Genomic DNA, 20,656 nt, shown 5'->3' with positions numbered 1-20,656 from the left:
CCCAGATTGTTCAACGCGGCTTGCCGACTGACCCCGGATTTGAGTGACAACCATGCCAAAACGTACAGACATCAAAAGCATCCTGATTCTCGGCGCTGGCCCGATCGTGATCGGCCAGGCCTGCGAATTCGACTACTCCGGCGCCCAGGCTTGCAAAGCCCTGCGCGAGGAGGGGTTCCGCGTCATCCTGGTGAACTCCAACCCAGCCACCATCATGACCGACCCGGCCATGGCCGACGCCACCTACATCGAGCCGATCAAATGGCAGTCGGTGGCCAAGATCATCGAGAAAGAGCGCCCTGACGCTGTCCTGCCGACCATGGGTGGCCAGACTGCCCTGAACTGCGCCCTGGACCTTGAGCGCCACGGCGTTCTGGAGAAGTTCGGCGTGGAAATGATCGGCGCCAATGCCGACACCATCGACAAGGCCGAAGACCGCTCGCGCTTCGACAAGGCCATGAAGGACATCGGCCTGGAGTGCCCGCGCTCCGGTATCGCCCACAGCATGGAAGAGGCCAACGCGGTGCTCGAGAAGCTTGGCTTCCCTTGCATCATCCGTCCGTCGTTCACCATGGGCGGCACTGGCGGCGGCATCGCCTACAACCGCGAAGAATTCGAAGAAATCTGCACCCGTGGCCTGGACCTGTCGCCGACCAAGGAACTGCTGATCGACGAATCGCTGATCGGCTGGAAGGAATACGAGATGGAGGTGGTCCGCGACAAGAAGGACAACTGCATCATCGTCTGCTCCATCGAGAACTTCGACCCGATGGGCGTGCACACCGGCGACTCGATCACCGTCGCCCCGGCGCAGACCCTGACCGACAAGGAATACCAGATCATGCGCAACGCCTCCCTGGCGGTGCTGCGTGAAATCGGCGTCGAGACCGGCGGTTCCAACGTGCAATTCGGCATTTGCCCGAACACCGGTCGTATGGTCGTCATCGAGATGAACCCGCGTGTGTCGCGCTCCTCGGCATTGGCTTCGAAAGCCACCGGCTTCCCGATCGCCAAGATCGCCGCCAAGCTGGCCATCGGCTACACCCTGGACGAGCTGCAGAACGACATCACCGGTGGCCGCACGCCGGCTTCCTTCGAGCCGTCGATCGACTACGTGGTGACCAAGTTGCCACGCTTTGCCTTCGAGAAATTCCCGAAGGCCGATGCTCGCCTGACGACCCAGATGAAATCTGTCGGTGAAGTCATGGCCATCGGCCGTACCTTCCAGGAATCCTTGCAGAAAGCCCTGCGCGGCCTGGAAGTCGGCGCCTGCGGCCTCGACCCGAAAGTCGACCTGGCCAGCCCCGAGGCTGCCAGCATCCTCAAGCGCGAGCTGACCGTGCCGGGCGCCGAGCGCATCTGGTACGTGGCCGACGCCATGCGTTCGGGCATGACCTGTGAGCAGATCTTCGACCTGACCGGTATCGACATGTGGTTCCTGGTGCAGATGGAAGACCTGATCAAGGAAGAGGAGAAGGTCAAGACCCTGGCCCTCACCGCGATCGACAAGGACTGCATGCTGCGCCTCAAGCGCAAGGGCTTCTCGGACCAGCGTCTGGCCAAGCTGCTGGGCATCACCGACAAGACCCTGCGCCGTCACCGCCACAAGCTGGAAGTGTTCCCGGTGTACAAGCGCGTCGACACCTGCGCCGCCGAGTTCGCCACCGATACCGCCTACCTCTATTCCACCTACGAGGAGGAGTGCGAGGCGAATCCGTCGAGCCGCGACAAGATCATGATCCTCGGCGGTGGTCCTAACCGCATTGGCCAGGGCATCGAGTTCGACTACTGCTGCGTGCACGCCGCCTTGGCGCTGCGTGACGACGGTTACGAAACCATCATGGTCAACTGCAACCCGGAAACCGTGTCCACCGACTACGACACTTCCGACCGCCTGTACTTCGAGCCGCTGACCTTGGAAGACGTGCTGGAAGTCTGCCGCGTCGAGAAGCCCAAGGGCGTGATCGTGCACTACGGCGGCCAGACCCCGCTCAAGCTTGCCCGCGCCCTGGAAGAAGCCGGCGTGCCGATCATCGGCACCAGCCCCGACGCCATCGACCGTGCCGAAGACCGTGAGCGCTTCCAGCAGATGGTGCAGCGCCTGAACCTGCTACAGCCGCCAAATGCCACCGTGCGCAGCGAAGAAGAGGCCATCAGCGCCGCCGGCACCATCGGTTACCCGCTGGTCGTGCGTCCGTCCTACGTCCTGGGTGGTCGCGCCATGGAGATCGTCTACGAGCTGGACGAGCTCAAGCGCTACCTGCGCGAAGCCGTGCAGGTGTCCAACGACAGCCCGGTGCTGCTGGACCACTTCCTCAACTGCGCCATCGAGATGGACGTGGATGCGGTCTGCGACGGTACCGACGTGGTCATCGGCGCGATCATGCAGCACATCGAACAGGCCGGCGTTCACTCCGGTGACTCGGCATGCTCGCTGCCGCCTTACTCGCTGAGCAAGGAGGTGCAGGATGAAGTGCGTGTGCAGGTCAAGAAAATGGCCCTGGAGCTGGGCGTGGTTGGCCTGATGAACGTGCAGCTGGCCCTGCAGGGCGACAAGATCTACGTGATCGAAGTCAATCCGCGCGCCTCGCGTACCGTACCGTTCGTGTCCAAGTGCATCGGCACGTCGCTGGCCATGATCGCCGCTCGTGTCATGGCAGGCAAAACCCTGAAGGAGCTGGGCTTCACTCAGGAAATCATCCCGAACTTCTATAGCGTGAAGGAAGCCGTCTTCCCATTCGCCAAGTTCCCAGGGGTTGACCCGATCCTCGGCCCTGAGATGAAATCGACCGGTGAAGTGATGGGTGTCGGTGACAGCTTCGGTGAAGCCTTCGCCAAGGCCCAGATGGGTGCCAGCGAAGTGCTGCCGACCGGTGGTACTGCGTTCATCAGCGTGCGTGACGACGACAAGCCGCAAGTGGCCGGCGTTGCCCGCGACCTGATCGCCCTGGGCTTCGAAGTGGTGGCGACCGCAGGTACCGCCAAGGTCATCGAGACGGCGGGCCTGAAGGTGCGCCGCGTGAACAAGGTGACCGAAGGCCGTCCTCACGTGGTCGACATGATCAAGAACGACGAAGTGTCGCTGATCATCAACACCACTGAAGGCCGTCAGTCGATCGCCGATTCCTACTCGATTCGCCGCAATGCGCTGCAGCACAAGATCTACTGCACCACGACCATTGCGGCCGGTGAAGCCATCTGCGAGGCGCTGAAATTCGGTCCGGAAAAAACCGTTCGCCGCCTGCAGGATCTGCACGCAGGACTCAAAGCATGAGCATGACCAAATACCCGATGACTGTTCAGGGCGCTCGCGCCCTGGAAGAAGAACTGCTCTTTCTGAGCAAGACCGAGCGCCCGCGCCTGAGCCAAGCCATTGGTGAAGCGCGTGAGCTGGGCGACTTGAAGGAGAACGCCGAATACCATGCTGCCCGCGAAGAGCAGGGCATGGTCGAGGCGCGTATCCGTGACATCGAAGGCCGTTTGCAGAACTCGGTCGTGATCGACGTGACCACCATTGCCCATACGGGCAAGGTCATCTTCGGCACAACCGTCGATCTGGAAAACACCGAAACGGGTGATCAGGTCACTTATCAGATCGTTGGCGAAGATGAAGCCGACGTGAAGAAAGGCAAGCTGTCCAACAGTGCGCCGATCGCTCGCGCCATCATCGGCAAGGAAGAGGGTGACACCGTTGTCGTCAAGACGCCAAACGGTACGGTCGAGTACGAGATTGTCGAAGTCAAGCACATCTGACCGGCGCCTGCGGGCGCCTTCCCTTGAGGGGATCCTCTGGCAACTGGCCCAGGTATTCTGGGTCGGTGGCCTGTGGGTGTTCCACGTGGGGTTGGTGCCTGCTTTGAAAGTCAGCGGCCTTGCGCCATTGCTGGTGCAGGACATTGCCGGGCAGATCGACCGTTGGTTGATCGGCGTGGCACTGCTCGGCCTGATCACTCAGCTGGCGGTATTGGCAAGGGTGGAAGGCCTGGCTGCCTGGTGGCGCCAGTTCCGTGGCCAGATGCTGTTACTGGGCCTTGGGGCCTGCATCGGCTACTACACCTTGCGTTACGGGATTTCCGTAGGCGAGCGCTGGCAGATGTTCTGTTTCCTGGTGCTGGGCTTCTCCGGCATCGTACTGGTGGCCCAGCCCGTCCCACTCAGGGCGCGTCACGCGCGCCACTGAGCGGCACCACCGTTACTTGTAACGGTGGACGTTGGACAGCTGCTTGTTCGGCTGAGGGTTCTTGCGGTAGATCAGCGCCTTCTTGCCGATGGTCTGCACCAGCTCGGCGCGGCCGGCCTTGCACAGCGCGGCAATGGTCTCGGCACGCTCTTCGCGGTCTTCGGAGCGAATTTCGACCTTGATCAGCTCATGGTCGGCCAATGCGCGTTCCAATTCGGCGACGACGCCTTCATTCAAACCGTTGCCAGCAACGATCAGGACCGGCTTGAGGTCATGACCAATGGATTTGTATTGCTTCTTCTGCTCGTTATTGAGCGGCATAATCTGACCCTTTCCGTCTGATTCTGTAAAATTGACCGGCATTTTACCCGAGGGCCACCGGCTCCGCCCAGTCAATCACCACGCATATCATCGAGGTGCCCCGTGGTACAACGTTCCAAAAGCAGCGCAAACTGGCTGCGAGAGCATTTCAACGACCCTTTCGTCAAACAGGCGCAGAAGGACGGCTACCGCTCGCGGGCAAGCTACAAGCTGCTTGAGATCCAGGAGAAGGACCGCCTGATCCGTCCTGGCATGAGTGTCATCGACCTGGGTGCAGCGCCGGGCGGCTGGTCCCAGGTGACCAGTCGTCTGATTGGCGGTCAGGGTCGACTGATCGCCTCGGACATCCTGGAGATGGACTCCATCCCCGATGTCACCTTCATCCAAGGGGACTTCACCCAGGACGAGGTGCTGCGGCAAATTCTCGAAGCCGTCGGCGATTCACACGTAGACCTTGTGATTTCGGACATGGCCCCCAATATGAGTGGTACGCCCGCGGTCGACATACCGCGAGCCATGTTCCTTTGCGAGCTGGCCCTGGATTTGGCAACCCGCGTGCTGCGGCCCGGCGGTGATTTTTTGATCAAGATCTTCCAGGGTGAAGGTTTCGATGTGTACCTCAAGGACGTGCGAACCAAGTTCGACAAGGTACAGATGCGCAAACCGTCTTCATCGCGGGACCGCTCCCGCGAGCAGTACCTGCTTGGCAAGGGGTTCAAAGGCGCGTGAACGGTACGAAGCGCAGCGGCCGATAGTTAATTCCAATCGGTCACGGCGTCAGGATCGTCCGAACTTCGTGTAGTCTGGATTTCACAAAGGGTTACAGACGGTGCCTGCGGTTGCGTGGGCAATGTAGTAAGTTAGGGCGATGAATATCATGCGAGGCACGGCTGCGTCGTGCGCCGGCCTCAGAGGGTAGCGAATTGAACGACATGGCAAAGAATCTGATCCTGTGGTTGATCATCGCAGCTGTCCTGGTGACGGTGATGAACAACTTCTCCAGCCCTAACGAGCCGCAGACCCTCAATTACTCCGACTTCATCCAGCAGGTCAAGGATGGCAAGGTCGAGCGAGTGACCGTCGACGGTTACATCATCACCGGCAAGCGCTCCGACGGCGATAGCTTCAAGACCGTGCGCCCGGCGATCACCGACAATGGCCTGATCGGCGACCTGGTGGACAACCACGTGACCGTCGAAGGCAAGCAGCCCGAGCAACAGAGCATCTGGACCCAGTTGCTGGTCGCCAGCTTCCCGATCCTGGTGATCATCGCCGTGTTCATGTTCTTCATGCGCCAGATGCAAGGCGGGGCGGGCGGCAAGGGTGGCCCCATGAGCTTTGGCAAGAGCAAGGCGCGCCTGCTCTCCGAAGACCAGGTCAAGACCACCCTGGCTGACGTCGCCGGCTGCGACGAGGCCAAGGAAGAAGTAGGCGAGCTGGTCGAGTTCCTGCGCGACCCGGGCAAGTTCCAGCGCCTGGGTGGCCGCATTCCCCGCGGTGTGCTGATGGTCGGCCCTCCCGGTACCGGTAAGACCCTGCTGGCCAAGGCCATTGCAGGTGAGGCCAAGGTGCCGTTCTTCACCATTTCCGGTTCGGACTTCGTGGAAATGTTCGTCGGTGTCGGTGCCAGCCGTGTGCGCGACATGTTCGAACAGGCCAAGAAGCACGCCCCGTGCATCATCTTCATCGACGAGATCGACGCCGTCGGCCGCCACCGTGGTGCTGGCATGGGCGGGGGCCACGACGAGCGTGAGCAGACCCTCAACCAGTTGCTGGTAGAGATGGACGGCTTCGAGATGAACGATGGCATCATCGTCATTGCCGCGACTAACCGCCCTGACGTGCTCGACCCCGCGCTGCTGCGTCCCGGGCGCTTCGACCGTCAGGTTGTTGTAGGCCTGCCGGACATCCGTGGTCGTGAGCAGATCCTCAAGGTGCACATGCGCAAGGCGCCGATTGGCGACAACGTCAACCCGGCCGTCATTGCCCGTGGTACGCCTGGCTTCTCCGGCGCCGACCTTGCCAACCTGGTCAACGAAGCCGCTCTGTTTGCCGCCCGCTCCAACAAGCGCCTGGTCGACATGAAGGAGTTCGAGCTGGCCAAGGACAAGATCATGATGGGCGCCGAGCGCAAAACCATGGTCATGTCCGAGAAGGAAAAACAGAACACCGCCTACCACGAAGCCGGCCATGCGATCGTAGGTCGCCTGGTGCCCGAGCACGATCCGGTCTACAAGGTGTCGATCATCCCGCGGGGTCGTGCGCTGGGTGTGACCATGTTCCTGCCCGAAGAAGATCGCTACAGCCTGTCCAAGCGTGCGCTGATCAGCCAGATCTGCTCCCTGTACGGCGGTCGTATCGCCGAGGAGATGACCCTGGGCTTCGATGGCGTCACCACCGGCGCTTCCAACGACATCATGCGTGCCAGCCAGATTGCGCGAAACATGGTCACCAAGTGGGGCTTGTCCGAGAAGCTGGGCCCGCTGATGTATGCCGAGGAAGACGGCGAAGTGTTCCTGGGTCGTAGCGCAGGTGGCCAGCAGACCAGTGTCTCCGGTGAGACGGCCAAGCTGATCGACTCCGAAGTGCGCAGTATCATCGACCAGTGCTACGCGACCGCCAAGCAGCTGTTGACCGAAAACCGCGACAAGCTCGATGCGATGGCCGAGGCCTTGATGAAGTACGAAACCATCGACGCCGAGCAGATCGACGATATCATGGCGGGCCGTACGCCTCGCGAACCTCGCGATTGGGACGATGATTCCGCTTCCGGTACCCCAGCTGCCCAGGGTGATCGCCCGGAATCGCCAATCGGTGGTCCAGCGGCTCAACACTAAGGGCATCTATGAGCTCAGTGCAGCACCCGACCCGATTGCCTTGCGGCAATCGGGTTCTTGATTTGTCGCGTACCCATGTCATGGGTATCCTCAACGTCACGCCCGATTCCTTCTCCGACGGCGGCCGCTTCAGTCAGCGCGACGAGGCCTTGCGCCACGCCGAAGCGATGGTGGCCGCCGGTGCCACGCTGATCGATGTAGGCGGGGAGTCCACCCGCCCGGGTGCGCGGCCCGTTTTGGTCACCGAAGAGCTGGAGCGCGTGGCACCGATGGTCGAAGCCATCCACCGTCATCTTGATGTCGTGGTGTCGGTCGATACGTCCACGCCTGCCGTCATGCGCGAAGCCGCCCGCCTGGGCGCTGGCCTGATCAACGATGTGCGCGCTCTCGAACGCGACGGTGCGCTGGATGCCGCGGCTGCCACCGGGCTGCCGGTGTGCCTGATGCACATGCGCGGCGAGCCCGGCACCATGCAGGACGACCCGCATTATGACGATGTCACCGAGGACGTGGCGCGCTACCTCCAGCAGCGCATGATGGCCTGCGCGGACGCGGGCATAGAGGTCGACCGCATCGTGCTCGATCCAGGCTTCGGTTTCGCCAAGACCTTGGCCCACAACCTCAGCCTGTTCAAACACATGGAAGCCCTCCATCGCCTGGGGCGTCCGCTTCTGGTGGGCGTTTCCCGTAAAAGCATGATCGGCCTGACGCTCGAGCGTCCAGTCGGTGAGCGTCTCTATGGCAGCCTAGCGCTGGCGGCGTTGGCCATGACCAAGGGCGCAAGTATCCTGCGCGTGCATGACGTGGCACAAACCGTTGACGTCGTTCGCATGATCGCGGCCGTTCAGCACGCCGAATAAGAACATTGGAGTCCCTATGAGCAGAAAATATTTTGGTACCGACGGCATTCGTGGCCGCGTCGGCGAATACCCGATCACCCCGGAGTTCATGCTCAAGCTCGGCTGGGCGGCCGGCATGGCTTTTCGCAAACAAGGCCATTGCCGCGTGCTAGTAGGCAAGGACACGCGGATCTCCGGCTACATGTTCGAGTCTGCGCTCGAAGCTGGTCTTTCGGCTGCCGGGGCCGACGTGATGCTGCTGGGCCCGATGCCCACGCCTGCCATTGCTTACCTGACCCGCACCTTCCATGCCGAAGCCGGTATCGTCATCAGTGCCTCGCACAACCCGCACGATGACAATGGCATCAAGTTCTTTTCGGGGCAGGGCACCAAGCTGCCGGACGAAGTGGAGCTGATGATCGAGGAACTGCTCGACCAGCCCATGACCGTTGTGGAGTCGAGCAAGCTGGGCAAGGTCTCGCGCATCAACGACGCAGCCGGCCGCTACATCGAATTCTGCAAGAGCAGTGTGCCCAGCAGCACCAGCTTCGCCGGTCTCAAGCTGGTGGTCGACTGCGCCCATGGCGCCACGTACAAGGTCGCGCCCAGCGTGTTCCGTGAGCTGGGCGCCGATGTCACTGTGCTGCACGCCCAGCCAGATGGCCTGAACATCAACGAAGGCTGTGGTTCGACCCACATCGAATCGCTGCAGGCCGCCGTATTGGTCGGGCATGCGGACCTGGGCATCGCCTTCGACGGTGATGGCGACCGTGTGTTGATGGTCGATCACACCGGCGCGATCGTCGACGGTGACGAGCTGCTATTCATCATCGCGCGCGACCTGCATGACCGCGGCAAGCTGCAAGGCGGCGTGGTGGGTACGCTCATGAGCAACCTGGGGCTGGAGCTGGCGCTCAAAGACCTGGATATTCCGTTCGTGCGTGCCAAGGTCGGTGACCGCTACGTCATGGCCGAGCTGCTCGAGCGCGAGTGGCTGATAGGCGGGGAAAATTCCGGTCATGTGGTGTGCTGCAACTACACCACCACCGGTGATGCGATCATCGCCGCGCTGCAGGTGCTGATGGCGCTCAAGCGCCGTGGCGAGACCCTGGCCCAGGCGCGCCAGGCATTGCGCAAATGCCCGCAAGTGCTGATCAATGTACGCTTCGCTGCAAGCGACGTGGACCCGCTCGAGCATCCGGACGTCAAGCAAGCCAGCGCGCAGGTCACAGAGGCCCTGGCAGGCCGTGGGCGGGTATTGCTGCGTAAATCCGGGACCGAGCCGCTGTTGCGCGTCATGGTCGAAGGTGAGGATGAACACCAGGTGCGTCTGCACGCCGAAGCACTGGCAAAGCGCGTCGCAGAAGTTTGTGCCTGAAGCCGCTTGCCAGCGCGAATCTGGTTGGGTAAGATCTGCGCCCACTTTGACCGACGAGGTAAAGCATGCGTCGCCCTATGGTTGCTGGTAACTGGAAGATGCACGGTACCCGCGCCAGCGTCGCTGAGCTGACCGAGGGCTTGCGTAATCTTGCCCTGCCGAGCGGGGTGGAAGTCGCGGTATTCCCGCCAACTTTGTTCATCAACCAGGTGGTTGCTGAACTCGATGGCAAGGGTATTATCGTCGGCGCACAGAATTCTGCAGTATTGCCCGAACAGGGCGCGCTGACCGGTGAAGTTGCTCCGGAACAGCTGGCTGAAGTAGGTTGCAAGTTGGTGTTGATTGGCCATTCGGAGCGTCGCCAGGTAATCGGCGAAGATGACGAAGTGTTGAATCGCAAGTTTGCAGCGGCTCAGGCCAAAGGTTTGAAGCCAGTGCTCTGTATCGGGGAAACCCTTGAAGAGCGCGAGGCAGGCAAAACGCTCGAAGTTGTTGGGCGTCAACTCAACAGTATCATCGAAGCCTTCGGTGTTAGTGTGTTTGCCAATGCGGTAATTGCCTATGAGCCTGTATGGGCCATCGGCACCGGCCTAACGGCCACGCCTCAGCAGGCCCAGGATGTGCATGCCGCCATCCGCAGCCAGCTTGCGGCGAAAGATGCTGAAGTGGCTGCGAAGGTGCAGTTGCTCTACGGCGGCAGCGTGAAGGCGGCCAATGCGGCCGAACTGTTCGGCATGCCGGATATCGATGGGGGCCTCATTGGTGGGGCTTCCCTGAACGCAGACGAATTCGGTGCAATTTGTCGCGCCGCAGGAAACTGAACAAATGCTGGAAACAGTCATCGTTGTTTTTCATCTGTTGGCAGCGCTGTCGCTGGTAGTGCTGGTACTGTTGCAACAGGGTAAGGGGGCGGAAGCCGGTGCATCTTTTGGTGCGGGTGCTTCCAACACCGTCTTCGGAAGTCAGGGCTCTGCCACCTTCCTAAGTAAATTCACTGCAATACTCGCTGCCACTTTCTTTTTGACAGCACTTGGGTTAGGATACTTCGCGAAGCAACAAGCTCACCAGCTTAGCCAAGCAGGTCTTCCAGATCCAGCAGTGCTAGAAGTGAAAGAGCAGCCAAAACCGGCCATCAATGATGATGTACCGGTGCTCCAAGAACAGAAGAGCGAAGCCACTCCTAATTCGAGTGATGTACCTCCTCCGGCAGAAGAGCAGAAGTAACGGGTTTCAAAGTAGTATTGCCGAGGTGGTGGAATTGGTAGACACGCAACCTTGAGGTGGTTGTGCCCATAGGGTGTAGGGGTTCGAGTCCCCTTCTCGGTACCATTTAAAGCTTGAGAGCCCGCCTTGGCGGGCTTTCTTGCAGGTGAAGGTTTGGATTTGACCCTCAAGTGGGTTCGGTCTTATACTTTCGCCCCAGCTTTGTCGCGGGGTGGAGCAGCTTGGTAGCTCGTCGGGCTCATAACCCGAAGGTCGTTGGTTCAAATCCAGCCCCCGCAACCAGCTTCAGCGAAGCCCCTTTTCAGGGGCTTTTTGCTAACCGAACAGTTCAGGCGTCGTTGTCCAACGACGCTTTCAGGGATGGGCGCTTCGCCCATTTTTTATTTGCACAGCATGCACGAGGGGGTTCAGGTGTCGAGCAAGCTAGAACAGTTGCAGGCCTTGTTGGCCCCGGTTGTCGAGGGTCTGGGCTATCAATGCTGGGGGATCGAATTCGTTTCCCAGGGCAAGCATTCGGTATTGCGTATCTACATCGACAAGGAAGGCGGCATTCTGGTGGACGACTGCGAAGCTGTCAGCCGTCAAGCCAGCGCCATCCTGGATGTCGAGGATCCGATCAGCAGCGAGTACACCCTCGAGGTGTCTTCTCCAGGCATGGATCGCCCACTGTTCACACTGGAACAGTTTGCCTCGCATGCCGGCGAACAAGTGAAGATCAAGCTGCGCTCACCCTTCGAGGGTCGTCGTAACTTCCAGGGCCTTCTCCGCGGTGTGGAGGAGCAGGATGTGGTGGTCCAGGTGGACGACCAGGAGTTCCTACTGCCGATCGATTCGATCGACAAGGCCAATATTATTCCCAGTTTTGACTGAGACGTGCCGGGTCCGACGGATTATCCGGGCCCAATGGCTTGCGCAAGGCGAGGCGTACGATGAGCAAAGAAGTACTGCTGGTTGTTGAATCGGTATCCAACGAAAAAGGTGTACCGCCCGGCGTCATTTTCGAAGCGCTGGAGGTGGCCTTGGCCACCGCAACCAAAAAACGTTTTGAAGACGAAGTCGACCTGCGTGTGGAAATCAACCGCCACACCGGTAGCTACGAGACCTTCCGTCGTTGGACCGTGGTCGATGAAGCCGACCTTGATGATCCGGCCATCGAAACCTGGCTGGACAAGATCAAGGACACACATCCCGAAGCCAAGATTGGCGACGTGATCGAAGAAAAGATCGAGTCCATCGAGTTCGGCCGTATCGCCGCGCAGACCGCCAAGCAGGTCATCGTGCAGAAGGTCCGTGAGGCCGAGCGTGCGCAGGTGGTCGATGCCTACCGTGAGCGTGTGGGCGAAATCATCTCCGGCACCGTCAAGAAGGTCACCCGCGACAACGTCATCGTCGACCTGGGCAACAACGCCGAGGCGTTGCTGGCCCGCGAAGACATCATTGCCCGCGAAACTTTCCGTGTTGGTGTGCGCCTGCGTGCACTGCTCAAGGAAATTCGCACCGAAAACCGTGGTCCTCAGCTGATCCTGTCGCGCACCGCGCCGCAGATGCTGATCGAGCTTTTCCGCATCGAAGTGCCGGAAATCGCTGAAGGCCTCATCGAAGTCATGGCCGCCTCCCGTGATCCGGGTTCGCGAGCCAAGATCGCCGTCCGCTCCAAGGACAAGCGCATCGACCCGCAAGGCGCCTGCATCGGCATGCGTGGGTCGCGCGTCCAGGCCGTATCCGGAGAGTTGGGTGGTGAGCGTGTGGATATCGTTCTCTGGGACGATAACCCGGCGCAGTTCGTCATCAACGCCATGTCGCCGGCTGAAGTCGCGGCGATCATCGTTGATGAAGATGCCCATGCCATGGACATCGCCGTCGCCGAAGACAACCTGGCCCAAGCCATTGGCCGTGGCGGTCAGAACGTTCGCCTGGCCAGTCAGTTGACTGGCTGGACCCTGAACGTGATGACCGAGAAGGACATCCAGGCCAAGCAGCAAGCCGAAACTGGCGACATCCTGCGCAATTTCATCGATGAACTGGAAGTCGACGAGGAGCTGGCCCAAGTGCTGGTCGACGAAGGCTTCACCAGCCTTGAAGAAATTGCCTACGTACCGTTGGAAGAAATGCTCAACATCGATGGCTTTGACGAAGATATCGTCAATGAGCTCCGCGCTCGAGCCAAGGACCGTTTGTTGACCAAGGCCATCGCTACCGAAGAAAAACTGGCAGACGCCCATCCGGCCGAAGACCTGCTCTCCCTTGAGGGCATGGACAAGGACCTGGCGGCGGAACTGGCGGTGCGCGGCGTGGTTAACCGCGAAGACCTGGCCGAGCAGTCGATCGACGACCTGCTCGACATCGACGGCATCGACGAAGAGCGTGCCGGCAAGTTGATCATGGCCGCCCGAGCCCACTGGTTCGAGTAATTAGGCGCGGCCTGAGGAGAGAAGTGCATGACGCAAGTCACGGTGAAAGAACTGGCCCAAGAGGTCGAGGCACCGGTAGAGCGCCTGCTGCAGCAGATGCGTGAGGCAGGTCTGCCGCACACCGACGCCGGTCAGGTAGTGACCGACAATGAGAAGCAGACGTTGCTGACTCATTTGAAGAGCAGCCACAAGAGCAAGGCGGAAGAACCGCGCAAGATTACCTTGCAGCGCAAAACCACCAGCACCCTGCGTGTCGCCGGTAGCAAGAGCATCAGCGTAGAAGTACGCAAGAAGAAAGTATTCGTGCAGCGCAGCCCTGAAGAAATCCAGGCTGAGCAGAAGCGTGAGCTCGAAGAGCGCCGTGCAGCTGAAAACGCTGCCCGCGACAAGGTTGACGCCGAAGTACGTCAGCGCAACGAAGAGCAGGCGCGTCGCCAGGCTGCTGAAGCCGCTGCCGCCGCTCCGGCCCCTGCTGCCAAGGCAGAACAGGCTTCGGCCCCTGCCGCAGCGCCGGTAGTGGCCAATGCGCCGACGTCGGAAGACGCTGCCGCCCGTGCTGCCGAGCGCAAGAAAGACGAGACCCGTCGCAACGAGAGCCGCACCCGTGATGACGACCGTCGTCGTGGCGAAGCGCCGCGTGTGTCGATCAAGGTCAAGGTCAAGGAAAAGGAAAAGGCTCCGACGCCTCGTGCCGCGCCGCGCACCACCGACGAAGAGAGCGATGGCGCTCGTCGTGGTCGTGGTGGCAAGAGCAAGCTGAAGAAGCGTAACCAGCACGGCTTCCAGAACCCGACTGGTCCTGTCATTCGTGACGTGACCATCGGCGAGACCATCACCGTCTCCGAGCTTGCCAACCAGATGTCCGTCAAGGGCGCTGAAGTGGTCAAGTTCATGTTCAAGATGGGCACCCCGGTGACCATCAATCAGGTGCTCGATCAGGAAACCGCACAGCTGATCGCCGAAGAGCTGGGCCACAAGGTCACGCTGATCAGCGATTCCGCCCTGGAAGACTCCCTGGCCGAATCCCTGAAGTTCGAAGGCCAGACCGAATCCCGTGCGCCGGTCGTGACCGTCATGGGTCACGTTGACCACGGTAAGACCTCGCTACTCGACTACATCCGTCGTGCCAAGGTTGCTGCTGGCGAAGCCGGTGGTATCACCCAGCACATCGGTGCCTACCATGTGGAAACCGACCGCGGCATGGTCACCTTCCTCGACACCCCAGGCCACGCTGCGTTTACCCAGATGCGTGCCCGCGGTGCCAAGGCGACCGACATCGTCATCCTGGTGGTGGCGGCGGACGACGGCGTGATGCCACAAACCCGCGAAGCCGTTCAGCATGCCAAGGCAGCTGGCGTACCGCTGGTGGTGGCGGTCAACAAGATCGACAAGCCTGGTGCTGACCTCGATCGCATCCGCAACGAGCTGTCCGTCGAAGGCGTAACCTCCGAGGACTGGGGTGGTGACACGCCATTCGTCAAGGTTTCGGCCAAGATGGGTACCGGCGTGGACGAACTGCTCGAAGCGGTACTGCTGCAGGCCGAGATCCTCGAGCTGACCGCTACGCCGACCGCCCCAGGGCGCGGTGTGGTCGTCGAATCGCGCCTGGACAAGGGCCGCGGCCCAGTCGCTACCATCCTGGTTCAGGACGGTACGCTGCGTCAGGGCGACATGGTGCTGTGCGGCTCCAACTATGGCCGCGTTCGCGCCATGCTGGACGAGAACGGCAAGCCTGTGAAGGAAGCTGGGCCGTCCATCCCGGTCGAAATCCTTGGCCTGGACGGCACGCCGGAAGCCGGTGACGAGCTGTCGGTAGTGGCTGACGAGAAGAAAGCCCGCGAAGTTGCCATGTTCCGCCAAGGCAAGTATCGCGAGGTCAAGCTGGCCCGTGCTCACGCAGGCAAGCTGGAAAACATCTTCGAGACCATGGGTCAGGAAGAGAAGAAGACGCTCAACATCGTCCTCAAGACCGATGTGCGCGGTTCTCTCGAAGCGCTGCAGGGCTCGCTCGGCGGCCTGGGCAACGACGAAGTGCAGGTTCGTGTCATTGGTGGCGGCGTAGGTGGTATCACCGAGAGCGATGCCAACCTGGCGCTGGCTTCGAACGCAGTACTGTTCGGCTTCAACGTGCGTGCCGATGCCGGTGCGCGCAAGATCGTCGAGCAGGAAGGTCTGGATATGCGTTACTACAACGTGATCTACGACATCATCGAAGACGTCAAGAAAGCCCTGACCGGCATGCTCGGCAGCGATGTTCGCGAGAACATCCTGGGCGTCGCCGAAGTGCGTGACGTGTTCCGTTCGCCGAAGTTCGGCGCCATCGCTGGCTGTATGGTCATCGAAGGTACCGTCTACCGTAACCGCCCGATCCGCGTACTGCGCGACGACGTGGTTATCTTCGAGGGCGAGCTGGAATCGCTGCGTCGCTTCAAGGACGATGCCGCCGAAGTGCGTAACGGCATGGAGTGTGGTATCGGCGTGAAGAGCTACAACGACGTCAAGGTCGGCGACAAGATCGAAGTGTTCGAGAAAGTCCAGGTGGCTCGTACCCTCTAAGGGTGAGCAGGCTGCAAGCGCCTTGGCGGGCGCTTTGCAGCACCTCTTCAGGTAGCGCCCGGTCAGGCATCGTTCTGACCGGGCGTTTGCCGCTTTACGTTACAGGTAACAAGAATGGCCAAAGAATATAGCCGTACCCAACGCATTGGCGATCAGATGCAGCGCGAACTGGCTGAGCTGATCCGTCGTGAAGTCAAGGATCCGCGTGTCGGTCTGGTCACCATCACTGCCGTGGATGTGAGCCGCGACCTGGGCCATGCCAAGGTGTTCATCACCGTGATGGGTGAAGAAACCCCCGATGCCGTGCAGCAGTCGCTCAAGGCCCTGAACAGCGCTGCCAGCTTCCTGCGCCTGCACCTGGGTCGCTCCATGCAGCTGCGCAGCGTGCCGCAATTGCATTTCCACTTCGACGAGAGCGTCAGCCGTGGCGTGCACCTGTCGGCATTGATCGAGCGTGCAGTGGCTGAAGACCGCCTGCACAAGGATGCCGACGAGTCTGGCACCAAGGAGTAATCGGTGGCCCAGGTCAAACGTATCCGCCGCAACGTCAGCGGCATCATCCTGCTGGACAAGCCCTTGGGCTTCACCTCCAACGCTGCCTTGCAAAAGGTGCGCTGGTTGCTCAATGCCGAGAAGGCCGGTCATACCGGCAGCCTCGACCCGCTGGCCACCGGTGTCTTGCCGCTGTGCTTCGGCGAGGCCACCAAGTTTTCGCAGTACCTGCTCGACTCCGATAAGGGCTACGAGACGGTCATGCAACTGGGCCAGACGACCAACACTGGCGACGCCGAGGGCGAGGTGCTGCGCACCCGCGAGGTGACCGTTGGTCGCGCCGAGCTGGAAGCCGCGCTACCCGGTTTTCGTGGTCCGATCAGCCAGATACCGCCCATGTACTCGGCCCTCAAGCGTGACGGTCAGCCGTTATACAAGCTGGCGCGTGCAGGAGAGGTAGTGGAGCGCGAGGCGCGTTCTGTTACTATTAGCCGTCTTGAACTGCTCGAATGCGAAGGCACCCGTGCACGCTTGAGCGTCGGCTGCAGCAAAGGCACCTATATTCGTACCCTGGTGGAAGATATCGGTGAAGTGCTGGGCTGTGGTGCGTATGTCGCAGAGCTGCGCAGAACGCAGGCCGGGCCCTTCGCGCTGGCGCAGACGGTCACGCTCGAGGAGCTTGAGCAGGCCCACGCCGAAGGCGGCAACGAAGCGCTCGATCGCTTCCTCATGCCGTCGGACAGCGGGCTGCAGGACTGGCCGATGGTGAGCCTGTCCGAGCATAGCGCCTTCTACTGGCTGCATGGGCAGGCAGTGCGCGCACCGGACGCGCCGCAATTCGGCATGGTTCGTGTACAGGATCACAATGCCCGCTTCATCGGTATCGGTGAAGTGAGCGAAGACGGGCGGATCGCGCCACGTCGATTGATTCGGTCGGAATGACCGAAACCATGGGCCTGGGCATTTGCCGAGGTCCGTGGAGCAGAGGGTGGCTGTCAGTAGGCACGGTCACACCTCTTTCTATTGATACAGGGATAAGTCCCTGGCCTATTGGAACCCGTTAGCGGGGTCCGTTTAATCAGGAGAAGCCTCATGGCCCTCAGCGTCGAAGAAAAAGCTAAGATCGTTGCCGAACACCAGCAAGCCGCCGGCGACACCGGTAGCCCGGAAGTACAGGTTGCTCTGCTGACCGCCAACATCAACAAGCTGCAAGGCCACTTCAAGGCCAACGACAAAGACCACCACTCCCGTCGTGGTCTGATTCGCATGGTCAACCAGCGTCGTAAGCTGCTGGACTACCTGAAGGGCAAAGACACCACCCGTTACAGCGCGCTGATCGCTCGCCTGGGCCTGCGTCGCTAATAGCGGCCTGGTTGGTGGTGTGCATGGCGTGCCGCTGGCTTCGACAGGGCTGTTTTACAGCCTTGTCGTGGGGCACGCCAAGCATGACTTCGAGGCTGGCAGCCTGGTAATTCGAGCGATTTTTTGCTCGGTTCCAGGCTCCCGGCCTCGAGTTGTATCTGGACGGTAGATAGGGCCGATTCCCTGCACTGCCCAAGCATTCGCAAGAAAACAGTTCCCCCAAGAGCCACTGAAGAAGGTAGGAAACCGTGAACCCGGTAATCAAGACATTCCAGTTCGGTCAATCGACCGTTACTCTCGAAACGGGCCGCATTGCCCGTCAGGCCACCGGCGCCGTGCTGGTCACCGTCGACAACGACGTCACCGTGCTGGTGACCGTGGTCGGTGCCAAGCAAGCTGATCCAGGCAAGGGCTTCTTCCCGCTGTCGGTTCACTACCAGGAAAAGACCTACGCTGCCGGCAAGATCCCAGGTGGTTTCTTCAAGCGTGAAGGTCGTCCTTCCGAGAAAGAAACCCTGACTTCGCGCCTGATCGACCGTCCGATCCGTCCGCTGTTCCCTGAAGGGTTCATGAACGAAGTGCAGGTCGTCTGCACCGTGGTTTCCACCAGCAAGAAGACCGACCCCGATGTTGCCGCAATGATCGGTACCTCGGCGGCCCTGGCCATCTCTGGCATTCCATTCGAAGGCCCGATTGGCGCGGCGCGCGTTGCTTTCCACGAAAGCACCGGCTACTTGCTGAACCCAACGTACGAGCAACTGGCTGCCTCGAGCCTGGACATGGTCGTCGCCGGTACCGAAACCGCCGTGTTGATGGTTGAATCGGAAGCCAAAGAGCTCACCGAAGACCAGATGCTGGGCGCCGTGCTGTTCGCCCACGACGAGTTCCAGGCCGTCATCCAGGCCGTCAAGGAGCTGGCTGCAGAAGCCGGCAAGCCAACGTGGGACTGGCAGCCTGCTGCCGCCAACACCGAGCTGATGAACCTGGTACGCGCCGAATTTGGCGAGCAGGTGTCGCAGGCCTACACCATCACCCAGAAAGCGGACCGCTACACCCGCCTGGGCCAGCTGCGCGATGAAGCCATTGCCCGCCTGAGCAACGAAGAAGCCGGCCCGACCGCTGGCCAGATCAAGGAAATCTTCGGCGAGCTGGAATACCGCACCGTGCGCGAGAACATCGTGAACGGCAAGCCGCGCATCGACGGCCGTGACACCCGCACCGTGCGTCCGCTGAACATCGAAGTCGGTGTTCTGCCCAAAACCCACGGCTCGGCACTGTTCACCCGTGGCGAGACCCAGGCGCTGGTCGTTGCCACCCTCGGTACTGCCCGCGACGCACAGTTGCTGGACACCCTGGAAGGTGAGAAGAAAGATCCCTTCATGCTGCACTACAACTTCCCACCGTTCTCGGTCGGTGAGTGCGGTCGCATGGGCGGTGCTGGCCGTCGTGAAATCGGCCACGGTCGTTTGGCGCGTCGCGGCGTGCAGGCGATGCTGCCAAGCGACAGCGAATTCCCGTACACCATCCGTGTCGTCTCGGAAATCACCGAGTCCAACGGTTCGAGCTCCATGGCTTCGGTCTGCGGTGCCTCGCTGGCCCTGATGGATGCCGGTGTGCCGATGAAAGCACCGGTTGCCGGTATCGCCATGGGCCTGGTCAAGGAAGGCGAGAAGTTTGCCGTTCTGACCGACATCCTGGGTGACGAAGACCACCTCGGCGACATGGACTTCAAGGTAGCCGGTACCGCCAAGGGCGTCACCGCGCTGCAGATGGACATCAAGATCAACGGCATCACCGAAGAGATCATGGAAATCGCCCTGGGCCAGGCCCTGGAAGCGCGCCTGAACATCCTCGGCCAGATGAACCAGATCATTGCTCAGTCGCGTACCGAACTGTCGGCCAACGCGCCGACCATGATCGCCATGAAGATCGACTCGGACAAGATCCGCGACGTGATCGGCAAGGGCGGCGCCACCATTCGCGCCATCTGCGAAGAGACCAAGGCTTCGATCGATATCGAAGACGACGGCTCGATCAAGATCTTCGGCGAGACCAAGGAAGCGGCAGATGCCGCCAAGCAGCGCATCCTGGGCATCACTGCCGAGGCCGAGATTGGCAAGATCTACGTGGGCAAGGTCGAGCGTATCGTCGATTTCGGCGCCTTCGTCAACATCCTGCCTGGCAAGGATGGCCTGGTGCACATCTCCATGCTGAGCGATGCGCGCGTCGAGAAAGTCACCGACATCCTCAAGGAAGGTCAGGAAGTCGAAGTATTGGTACTGGACGTGGATAACCGCGGCCGTATCAAGCTGTCCATCAAGGACGTCGCGGCAGCCAAGGCGTCTGGCGTCTAATAGCCTAGCGCTTCACAAAGGGCTCCCTCGGGAGCTCTTTTTTTTGCTCGGTTCTGGGCTTTGCCGTTATAAATACAAAAATAGACCAGGAACTTTTAACGGACTTGCATCTTGCATGCAGGTTTATCGTGCAGATTGCAGAATGCACGAGCAGTAATGAGGTCGATGATTTTTAAGTCTTTGATTTATAAGGAAACAAGCGAAGCGTAAAACCTGGCATAGGCCATGCAACTACCTGTTTACCTGCCGCCAGACACATGGCGCAGACCTTTCGAAAAACAGGAGTGACTCACATGAAGAAGTTCGCCATTGCTGCCGCTACTGCTACCGCTCTGACCCTGACCATGGCCAATGCCGCTTTCGCAGCCCAGGCCACCCAGGCTCCGGTGATGCTGGCTGCCAACACCACCACTGAACACGCCAAGCAAGAAACCTCTGACACCTGGATCACCACCAAGGTCAAGGCGGATCTGCTGACCGAGAAAGGCGTACCAGGCAGCGACATCAAAGTAGAAACCAGCCACGGCGTAGTTTCTCTGTCCTCGGACGTAAAAGTGACCGAGTCTCAAAAAGAAGTGGCCGTGCGTGTTGCCAAGAACATCAAAGGCGTCAAGAGCGTGATGGCTGACGGCCTGAAAGCTGAATAAGGATCGTCCTGTCGGCCAAATGGATTTGGCCAGCTACAACCAAAGCCCCGGCCTG

Annotated in this window: 18 protein-coding genes and 2 tRNA genes; 19 read left to right on the top strand and 1 reads right to left on the bottom strand. The window is 60.5% G+C overall.

Translation table 11 applies throughout. From position 1 onward, the window contains the following. Positions 1 to 52: 52 nt before the first annotated feature. The 3 genes from carB to ACF8GB_RS06780 are packed head-to-tail and all read left to right on the top strand — an operon-like array spanning position 53 to position 4,180. Positions 53 to 3,274: a carbamoyl-phosphate synthase large subunit gene (gene carB, locus ACF8GB_RS06790; protein ID WP_058639197.1), complete on the top strand. Its 3,222-nt coding sequence runs from the start codon at positions 53 to 55 to the stop codon at positions 3,272 to 3,274. Further along, on the top strand, positions 3,271 to 3,753 hold the full coding sequence (greA, locus tag ACF8GB_RS06785) for a transcription elongation factor GreA (protein ID WP_178091239.1): 483 nt from the start codon (positions 3,271 to 3,273) through the stop codon (positions 3,751 to 3,753). Before carB ends, greA begins: the two co-directional genes overlap by 4 nt. After that, positions 3,731 to 4,180, top strand: coding sequence for an MFS transporter (locus ACF8GB_RS06780; protein ID WP_080671990.1), 450 nt, complete (start codon positions 3,731 to 3,733; stop codon positions 4,178 to 4,180). Before greA ends, ACF8GB_RS06780 begins: the two co-directional genes overlap by 23 nt. Before the next feature lie 12 nt (positions 4,181 to 4,192). Here the strand turns inward: ACF8GB_RS06780 and yhbY are convergent, their stop codons facing one another. Next, the gene (yhbY, locus tag ACF8GB_RS06775; protein WP_023533185.1) at positions 4,193 to 4,501 is read right to left on the bottom strand and encodes a ribosome assembly RNA-binding protein YhbY; all 309 of its coding nucleotides are present in this window, start codon (positions 4,499 to 4,501) and stop codon (positions 4,193 to 4,195) included. A gap of 102 nt (positions 4,502 to 4,603) precedes the next feature. Here yhbY and rlmE point away from each other — a divergent pair, with 102 nt between their 5' ends. From rlmE to ACF8GB_RS06695, 16 genes are all read left to right on the top strand, one after another. Continuing rightward, positions 4,604 to 5,230, top strand: coding sequence for a 23S rRNA (uridine(2552)-2'-O)-methyltransferase RlmE (rlmE, locus tag ACF8GB_RS06770; RefSeq protein WP_027915415.1), 627 nt, complete (start codon positions 4,604 to 4,606; stop codon positions 5,228 to 5,230). Between the two features lie 203 nt (positions 5,231 to 5,433). Further along, on the top strand, positions 5,434 to 7,338 hold the full coding sequence (gene ftsH / locus ACF8GB_RS06765; RefSeq protein WP_058604763.1) for an ATP-dependent zinc metalloprotease FtsH: 1,905 nt from the start codon (positions 5,434 to 5,436) through the stop codon (positions 7,336 to 7,338). Positions 7,339 to 7,346: 8 nt separating this feature from the next. After that, entirely contained in the window at positions 7,347 to 8,198 is an 852-nt protein-coding gene (gene folP, locus ACF8GB_RS06760; RefSeq protein WP_392526735.1) for a dihydropteroate synthase, read from the top strand. A gap of 16 nt (positions 8,199 to 8,214) precedes the next feature. Then, positions 8,215 to 9,555, top strand: a complete 1,341-nt coding sequence (gene glmM, locus ACF8GB_RS06755) for a phosphoglucosamine mutase (RefSeq protein WP_058604761.1) — start codon at positions 8,215 to 8,217, stop codon at positions 9,553 to 9,555. A gap of 65 nt (positions 9,556 to 9,620) precedes the next feature. After that, positions 9,621 to 10,376 (top strand): triose-phosphate isomerase, encoded by a 756-nt coding sequence (tpiA, locus tag ACF8GB_RS06750; RefSeq protein ID WP_392526734.1) that lies wholly within the window; start codon positions 9,621 to 9,623, stop codon positions 10,374 to 10,376. Positions 10,377 to 10,380: 4 nt separating this feature from the next. Further along, positions 10,381 to 10,779, top strand: coding sequence for a preprotein translocase subunit SecG (gene secG, locus ACF8GB_RS06745; RefSeq protein WP_058604759.1), 399 nt, complete (start codon positions 10,381 to 10,383; stop codon positions 10,777 to 10,779). A gap of 19 nt (positions 10,780 to 10,798) precedes the next feature. Continuing rightward, a tRNA-Leu gene (locus ACF8GB_RS06740) sits at positions 10,799 to 10,884 on the top strand. A 100-nt stretch (positions 10,885 to 10,984) separates the two neighbouring features. After that, positions 10,985 to 11,061, top strand: a tRNA-Met gene (locus tag ACF8GB_RS06735). 129 nt (positions 11,062 to 11,190) lie between these two features. Further along, positions 11,191 to 11,649 carry a ribosome maturation factor RimP gene (gene rimP, locus ACF8GB_RS06730; RefSeq protein WP_023533134.1) on the top strand — a complete coding sequence of 153 codons (459 nt, stop codon included), beginning with the start codon at positions 11,191 to 11,193 and terminating at the stop codon, positions 11,647 to 11,649. Positions 11,650 to 11,708: 59 nt separating this feature from the next. Then, positions 11,709 to 13,190 (top strand): transcription termination factor NusA, encoded by a 1,482-nt coding sequence (gene nusA / locus ACF8GB_RS06725; RefSeq protein WP_023533184.1) that lies wholly within the window; start codon positions 11,709 to 11,711, stop codon positions 13,188 to 13,190. A 27-nt stretch (positions 13,191 to 13,217) separates the two neighbouring features. Further along, entirely contained in the window at positions 13,218 to 15,746 is a 2,529-nt protein-coding gene (gene infB / locus ACF8GB_RS06720) for a translation initiation factor IF-2 (protein WP_144966596.1), read from the top strand. Positions 15,747 to 15,860: 114 nt separating this feature from the next. Further along, a complete protein-coding gene (gene rbfA / locus ACF8GB_RS06715) occupies positions 15,861 to 16,259 on the top strand; it encodes a 30S ribosome-binding factor RbfA (protein ID WP_012274243.1) in 399 nt (132 codons plus the stop codon). A gap of 3 nt (positions 16,260 to 16,262) precedes the next feature. Then, entirely contained in the window at positions 16,263 to 17,180 is a 918-nt protein-coding gene (gene truB / locus ACF8GB_RS06710) for a tRNA pseudouridine(55) synthase TruB (protein ID WP_027915407.1), read from the top strand. A gap of 150 nt (positions 17,181 to 17,330) precedes the next feature. Then, positions 17,331 to 17,600 carry a 30S ribosomal protein S15 gene (gene rpsO, locus ACF8GB_RS06705; protein ID WP_023533188.1) on the top strand — a complete coding sequence of 90 codons (270 nt, stop codon included), beginning with the start codon at positions 17,331 to 17,333 and terminating at the stop codon, positions 17,598 to 17,600. 248 nt (positions 17,601 to 17,848) lie between these two features. Beyond that, on the top strand, positions 17,849 to 19,954 hold the full coding sequence (pnp, locus tag ACF8GB_RS06700) for a polyribonucleotide nucleotidyltransferase (protein ID WP_023533183.1): 2,106 nt from the start codon (positions 17,849 to 17,851) through the stop codon (positions 19,952 to 19,954). 293 nt (positions 19,955 to 20,247) lie between these two features. Beyond that, positions 20,248 to 20,601, top strand: coding sequence for a BON domain-containing protein (locus ACF8GB_RS06695; protein WP_196185688.1), 354 nt, complete (start codon positions 20,248 to 20,250; stop codon positions 20,599 to 20,601). The last annotated feature ends 55 nt before the right edge of the window (positions 20,602 to 20,656 follow it).

This window comes from Pseudomonas sp. xss_4 (assembly GCF_043104125.1).
In the GTDB taxonomy this organism is placed as follows: Bacteria; Pseudomonadota; Gammaproteobacteria; order Pseudomonadales; family Pseudomonadaceae; genus Aquipseudomonas; species Aquipseudomonas parafulva_B.
The sequence above is the reverse complement of the archived record's forward strand: the minus strand, read 5'-3'. Positions and strand labels throughout refer to the sequence as shown.

Coding starts and splice junctions, on each gene's coding strand:
- carB (WP_058639197.1), top strand. CDS start 53: ATGCCAAAACGTACAGACATCAAAAGCATCCTGATTCTCGGCGCTGGC.
- glmM (WP_058604761.1), top strand. CDS start 8,215: ATGAGCAGAAAATATTTTGGTACCGACGGCATTCGTGGCCGCGTCGGC.
- ACF8GB_RS06695 (WP_196185688.1), top strand. CDS start 20,248: ATGAAGAAGTTCGCCATTGCTGCCGCTACTGCTACCGCTCTGACCCTG.
- infB (WP_144966596.1), top strand. CDS start 13,218: ATGACGCAAGTCACGGTGAAAGAACTGGCCCAAGAGGTCGAGGCACCG.
- yhbY (WP_023533185.1), bottom strand. CDS start 4,501: ATGCCGCTCAATAACGAGCAGAAGAAGCAATACAAATCCATTGGTCAT.
- ftsH (WP_058604763.1), top strand. CDS start 5,434: ATGGCAAAGAATCTGATCCTGTGGTTGATCATCGCAGCTGTCCTGGTG.
- nusA (WP_023533184.1), top strand. CDS start 11,709: ATGAGCAAAGAAGTACTGCTGGTTGTTGAATCGGTATCCAACGAAAAA.
- folP (WP_392526735.1), top strand. CDS start 7,347: ATGAGCTCAGTGCAGCACCCGACCCGATTGCCTTGCGGCAATCGGGTT.
- greA (WP_178091239.1), top strand. CDS start 3,271: ATGAGCATGACCAAATACCCGATGACTGTTCAGGGCGCTCGCGCCCTG.
- secG (WP_058604759.1), top strand. CDS start 10,381: ATGCTGGAAACAGTCATCGTTGTTTTTCATCTGTTGGCAGCGCTGTCG.
- tpiA (WP_392526734.1), top strand. CDS start 9,621: ATGCGTCGCCCTATGGTTGCTGGTAACTGGAAGATGCACGGTACCCGC.
- rpsO (WP_023533188.1), top strand. CDS start 17,331: ATGGCCCTCAGCGTCGAAGAAAAAGCTAAGATCGTTGCCGAACACCAG.
- rbfA (WP_012274243.1), top strand. CDS start 15,861: ATGGCCAAAGAATATAGCCGTACCCAACGCATTGGCGATCAGATGCAG.